Genomic DNA, 6,180 nt, shown 5'->3' with positions numbered 1-6,180 from the left:
AATGAAGTAGAGCGTCTGTTTCGCCGCTTGAAAGGTTTCCGAAGAATATTTAGTCGATTTGATAAGTTGGATGTCGTTTTTAAGTTCTTCATCAACTTTTCATTGATCGCTGACCGGCTAATTAGTGTTAACAGGCCCTAGTATAATTCCAGCAGTAGATACTATGCAGTTGACAATCGGTTGGCATTCTTTGCTATTTAAGCGGAGAGTGCCAATTTTATCCTGCCTCATCGACAACCCTAGCCATTACCAATATTATAAATTGCTAATACAGTAGAAAGTTTAAAAATTCTGTGGCCGCTGAATTCCGTCAATTAATTCATTAAATTGAAACTACGTTGGACAAGTAAATCCCCCACGCCTGCTCCAAATCTATTCTAACCAATAAATATTTAAATAATACCCAGCCTGCAATCGACTTATCGCCAGGATAATTTGTACCCACGCGCCAGAGCAGGAAGAATTACACCAAACCCGTACTAACTGACTCTACAACTGAATAGAGAATCCGCAAATGCACCTACCGCTTGATGTCGACTTTAGCTTGCGTTAATGCCTTTACAACCCACTGGAGCAAAACTCCTGAGATAGCTTGTGCCCTAGATTCCTTATAAATCAAGCACCCTACTTGTGGCCGCTCTTTGACGAGCATAGGAAAGACGCATAATCCCCCGGCAGCATGAATCCCATTGCAATTCTCCTTGTCGACTATTGCTTCGTTTTCCACCTTCGTCACCAAGCACTCTCTATTTGTTGTACAACCAAATAAAATCATACAAATCGTCACAGCTACTAATTTATTGTCCATTGATTTTCCAAAGGTTTAAGGCTATCTCATTGAAACCTTGTGATGGTGCGAACATTAATTCAGCATATATGTCACAACTTACCCCTTTGAATTTTCACTCAGTCAATCAACCATAGATTCCACCCTATCGGGATCAGCCACATCCTCTACAAGCAGAGATATTCCGTGCTATTCGATAGACATAGTATCTTGAAAATCCATACCAAAGCATAAACAACTATTCGCACGCTTCCAGCTTTCCTATAAAGCATAAAAATTTTATTATCCACTGAAGTTTGTATACTCCATTCACCTTATTTACTAACCCCTTACTTGTTTTATTAAGGTAGCAGTCTAGACAGGTGCATTTTTCATCCTACGAAAAATACTGGGAAATACTTCAGAACCTCACTGCAACGCCGTCACCTTGTATGGCTATAGCCTCCCAAGGGCGAAAGAACCTGGCGTTTAATCCCCTCTTGCAATAGGTAATTGCGAAAAATCGGTGGTGTAGGCGGACGATAAAAACTCCCGCTTCATCTGCCAGTCTCCAGAAAGTTTAGCGCTGCCCAGAACCAGTTTACCCCGGCCAAAACGACGGTTGATCGCCGAAAGGCAGGCGGCCACCTCCCCTGCCTTTTCTGAGGCAACTCCAAACAGATCGCTCTGATAAGCAGAGACAGGCTCGAGGGCGGATAACAGGACAGCAGCACGCCGGTATTCGCGTCCTTTGACGTACACTTTGTGTAAACATCCTCGCGCTGCCTGCGTCAATACCTGCGGCGCATTACTGGCTGGCCCAAGGGCTGCGTAGCCGGATTCTTCCCGCCAGGTTCCTCCGGGTGCCCTGCCCTGTATGGAAACCGCCAGGCTACCGGTCACGCTGCCCTGTGCCTCGAGTTTTTCACAGGCCAGCAATACATGATTCGCCACTGAAGCCATCAATCCATCAAAGTCGGTAATGTGCCGGCCGAACATACGCCCGGATACGATTTCTTTTTTCGCTTCATCCATCGGCGCCAATTCGATGCAAGGTACCCCCTGTAGCTCGCGGATAGTCCGCTCGATAGTAACACCGAAAGCCTTGCGCATTGTGGATATATGAGAAGTAGACAGATCCCATGCGGTTTCGATACCCAGGGGTGCAAAACGCCGCGCCAACTTGTGACCGACGCCCCAAACCTGGCCGACCGGCAGCTGCTTTAGCAGTTGCTGGCGGTGGTATTCGGAACCGAGCTGTAAAACGCCACCCGAAACACCAAGCGTCTTTGCAAAGTGATTGCACGCCTTGGAGAGTGTACGTGTCGGGGCAATACCGGCGCAGCAGGGCATTGACGTCCACTGGCGCACTGCACTGACTAAACGCTGGCAGTGGACCGCCAACTGCCCGCCAAAACCACGGAAATGCAGAAAACTCTCATCGATACTGTACTGCTCCACATCGGGGCAGAACTGCTCCAACGAGGCGATAAAGCGGCGGGACATGTCATGATACAAGGCGTAGTTGCTGCTGCGGGCCACAACACCACGTTCACGAAACAAATCTCGCACCTCAAACACCGGGGTTCCCATCTTCACATTCATCGCCCTTACCTCGGCACAACGGGCAATGACACAGCCATCATTATTGGAAAAAACCGCTACAGGCTTGTGCCGGATACGCGGATCAAAGGCTCTTTCAGAGGACACGTAGAAGTTATTGATGTCCACCAGAGCGATTTGATGAGCGAGCAAATCCCACCTCTTCATTCCGCCCCCCTATGGCGCGTCAGGCTGGCGATCACCACTCCATCCAGGTCATATTCCGGGGCACTTTTCAGGATAACATCGGGATATTGCGGATTACCGGACACCAGACGACCCGGTTTGGCGCGGTACTGTTTAACCAGGAAACCGTCAGCACACCCCGCTATGACAATATCGCCGTCGTGCAGGCCGCAGCTGCGGTCGACCACCAGCAAGCTGCCATGGTGAATATCGTGATCAGTCATCGACCGGCCTTCGGCCCTTATCAGGTAGCTGGCGTAGGGCCGCCGGATAAGCCACTCGTGTATCGATTGAGGCGCCACTCCAGGATCGACACGACGCCGATATAATCGAACAGTGGCCGCCACCACAACGCCAGTGTCCACCTCGGGCACAGGTCCACATGGCCAGGAAAGCAACTCTTCGGCTTCGGTAGACCAAAGCCGGTCTCCGGCCACGGGACGCAGGGACTGGTCGATGATCAGGTAAGTACGACCATCGGCGCCGAACGGCACAAATTGGCAGCTGGCTCGTTGAGGCCAGAGCCAGTCATCGACAATCATGGGTTTCTCAGCATAAGCCGCTGCTGGCGATGGGAAACCCGCCGAAACGGCGGCAGCTAAAAGAGGGATAGGAACAACTGTATACATATACAGTATTCTGGACAGCAGCTGCGTGCCGGTCAAGCTCCCTGAATCAGGTTGGTGGCCGGCAGTCCCTGCGGACCAATAATGGGCACCGGGCTAGGAAATTATTTCAAAACTTCCAGGCTTCGAGACCTCTTGTTCAGCCTCCTGCCAACCGCATCTTACCTTGCCTGCAAGCTTCTAGCTGCTGGTAAAACTGGCGTTGTCCGCAGCTGGCGCCATCCCTTTGGGGTTAGCTGCGTTTATTTTATCTTTTGGTTTCGATTGCCGTTTGTCCGAATTGGCGGAGTTTACAGTACCAGGAGAGAAACGCCCCTGCCTTTGAGAGACACACGAACAACAGCTCCCGGCTCCCTGATATGAATATCCGCTTTAAACCCGGGATTTTCTCTGGTCTATACCGCCAGATGGGTAAGACCGCGCAGAGTCAGCCGGGATATCAGGAAAGCGGACACACCACAAATTGCAATAGCCGCAGTCAGCGGTTGCGGAGTTCCATCAAATACCAGGCTGGTCAGGACAATCGCCAGTGCTCCCAGCAACATCTGTAGCGCACCTCCCAACGCCGCAGCCGTACCGGCGATTGAGCCATGCTCTTCAAGAGACAGCACCATCGAGGTGGGGATAACCAGACCCAGGAAAACATTAGTGGTAAACAGCATGCAGACCAACAGAATAAATAACTCAAAGCCGGCAAAAAATACTGCACACATCACCAGGGAACTGACAGCGAATCCCACCGTAGCCCACTTCACCACTGCCACAGAACCAAAACGCAAGCCGAGGTTGGCTGCAAACTGGCTTGAAGCAAAAAAGCCCAGGGCGTTGAGGGCAAACGCCAGACTGAACTCCGTAGGGGTCAAACCATAAAACCCGGTATACAGGAAAGAGGCGGTAGCCAGAAAAGAAAAGAAGCTGGCGATGCCCAACCCACCGACACAGATCAGTCCCACATACACAGGATCACGCAGCAACCTGTAGAAAGCCTCCAGCATCGCACTAAAGCGGAATGGTACGCGGTCTTTTCGTTCAAGAGTCTCTGGTAGGCTAAATACAGCCAAGAAAAGGCTGGCCAGCGTAAGTAGCGCAGTCAAAACAAAGACACTGCGCCAGCCAAAAGGGACTATCAGGGCGCTACCGATCAGCGGCGCCAGCATCGGTGATATAGAGATAACCAGCATCACAGTAGTCATTAGGCGGGTGGCGCTGGCTCCGGTATAGTGGTCGCGAATAACCGCCCTCGGGATAGAGATCACCGCGGCGGCTCCCACCCCCTGCAAAAAGCGCAGAGCAATCAAAGACTCTATAGTGGGCGCTAAAGAACACCCAATCGAGGCAAAGGTAAACAGTATTAAACCGAAGTACAGTGGTGGCTTGCGGCCAAACATATCGGACGCCGGCCCATAGAAAAGCTGACATACTCCAAAGGCGATAAAATAAGACATTAAAGTGTATTGCACAGCTTCAATTGGCGCCCCGAAGCCCTCCGCAATATCAGGTAGCGCCGGCAAATACATATCGATAGCGATGGGACCAACACAGCTCAACAGCCCCAGAATCAATGCCATCTTCAATAAACCAAACTTCATATAAACTTCCGTAATGCACTGCCGTCTTTGGACTGCGGGCCTTTCCCATAGCAGCTGCTGCGGGCTTACTATAGCTCCATAGACAGGGAGAGTATCCTGCCGAAAAAGAAAATCCGGCGGATTGGTGGGGGCTGTTAACCGTAGGAATCCAGACTTTCCAGAATTGAGGAACCTCTGATTAACCCTGTACTTGCCGAGATTACATAGTAAATTGGGATACTGGCCCGCCCCGGCGACGACCGGATACTATCACAGATTGAGATGTCTTTCCAGTAGGCATTGGAAGTGGTCACCGGTCTTAAATAGCCCGTTCTGACGGATGCCGGAATGCAGTGACCATACAACAGCCCGCCCTGCCAGGGCGGGCCGGATTGACCGGATGGGAATGGCAACCCGGCTTCTCTTCGCTTTATACAGTTCCAAGCCGGTTGCGATATTGCCCTCATGCAAATCGCCCGGTGTAGGCTTATCCAGACTGGCTTTCCCATTGGCTGCACTGCCCACTTACCCCCAGCAGGACCCCAGCCCCAATAAAGTTCGCCTTGCCAAAGATCAGGCAGGAATTGCTGCTATTGGCGGCCGATACGCCGTTGTCGCTACCCAACCCCACACCGTCCATTCCAGAGTTGGACCATGCAGCAGGGAAAATCACAAGCCTGCCTGCAACGGAAAATAGAGTGATTGAACGCTGCCATGTTAAGTCATCATCTATTTCATAGTTAAACCGCCAGTTTTCTGGTTATCTTTATAACCCTGCGAGCCAGGTACCTGGCGGTTTCCAGATCATCCCTATGAACCGAACCATCGGGACTGGAGGCTGTAACACCAAGGTGACACCCGAGTCGATTAACACCCTTATTCCTGTCAGTAACCGGGGCATCGAGACCAGTCCATATCATGCCATGCTGACTGGCAAGTATGGAGAAATACTGCAGAGTCGACGCCTGATCTCCATTTGGGGCTGTGCCTGAAGTAATGCCAGCGGCGACCTTGCCTGCCCAAGCCTGACCTGACCAAAATTCACTGGTTGCATCGGCAAATGCCTTGAATTGCGCCGATACGCTGCCCATATAGGTAGGCGAGCCGAAAATAATTGCATTGCAAGCTTCGAGAGACTTCATTAAATGCGCATTTACAAATCTTCCATCAATAATTTCTTTGCCGGAAATTTTATGGGATATGGAATTTACACCCTCTTTCTCAATCTCACCAAGAGCAGCCGCAATAAGCTGACCTGTTATATCCGTGTTCGTAAAATATACAAAAGCAATTTTCATTATATAATCTAAAATCTTTCCCTATAGCGAACTCAAATCTTATGTGAAGGCTCGCAATTAATTTCCCAACTGCCAAAAAATAATAGATTCACAGATATAAAGAAAAATAAAATAGGTTTAACTTCGGAACAAGC

General features: G+C 50.3%; 5 protein-coding genes. All 5 read right to left on the bottom strand.

The features are described 5' to 3' along the window. Nucleotides 1-520: 520 nt before the first annotated feature. Entirely contained in the window at nucleotides 521-808 is a 288-nt protein-coding gene (locus tag AB1S50_RS11185) for a hypothetical protein (protein ID WP_367150763.1), read from the bottom strand. A 447-nt stretch (nucleotides 809-1,255) separates the two neighbouring features. After that, nucleotides 1,256-2,536, bottom strand: coding sequence for a Y-family DNA polymerase (locus AB1S50_RS11180; RefSeq protein WP_367150762.1), 1,281 nt, complete (start codon nucleotides 2,534-2,536; stop codon nucleotides 1,256-1,258). Further along, nucleotides 2,533-3,096 (bottom strand): S24 family peptidase, encoded by a 564-nt coding sequence (locus AB1S50_RS11175; protein WP_367150760.1) that lies wholly within the window; start codon nucleotides 3,094-3,096, stop codon nucleotides 2,533-2,535. Before AB1S50_RS11175 ends, AB1S50_RS11180 begins: the two co-directional genes overlap by 4 nt. Before the next feature lie 479 nt (nucleotides 3,097-3,575). Continuing rightward, entirely contained in the window at nucleotides 3,576-4,769 is a 1,194-nt protein-coding gene (locus AB1S50_RS11170; RefSeq protein ID WP_367150758.1) for a multidrug effflux MFS transporter, read from the bottom strand. Between the two features lie 719 nt (nucleotides 4,770-5,488). Next, nucleotides 5,489-6,046, bottom strand: coding sequence for a flavodoxin family protein (locus tag AB1S50_RS11165; RefSeq protein WP_367150757.1), 558 nt, complete (start codon nucleotides 6,044-6,046; stop codon nucleotides 5,489-5,491). Nucleotides 6,047-6,180 lie beyond the last annotated feature (134 nt).

This window comes from Microbulbifer discodermiae (assembly GCF_040742695.1).
In the GTDB taxonomy this organism is placed as follows: domain Bacteria; phylum Pseudomonadota; class Gammaproteobacteria; order Pseudomonadales; family Cellvibrionaceae; genus Microbulbifer.
The sequence above is the reverse complement of the archived record's forward strand: the minus strand, read 5'-3'. Positions and strand labels throughout refer to the sequence as shown.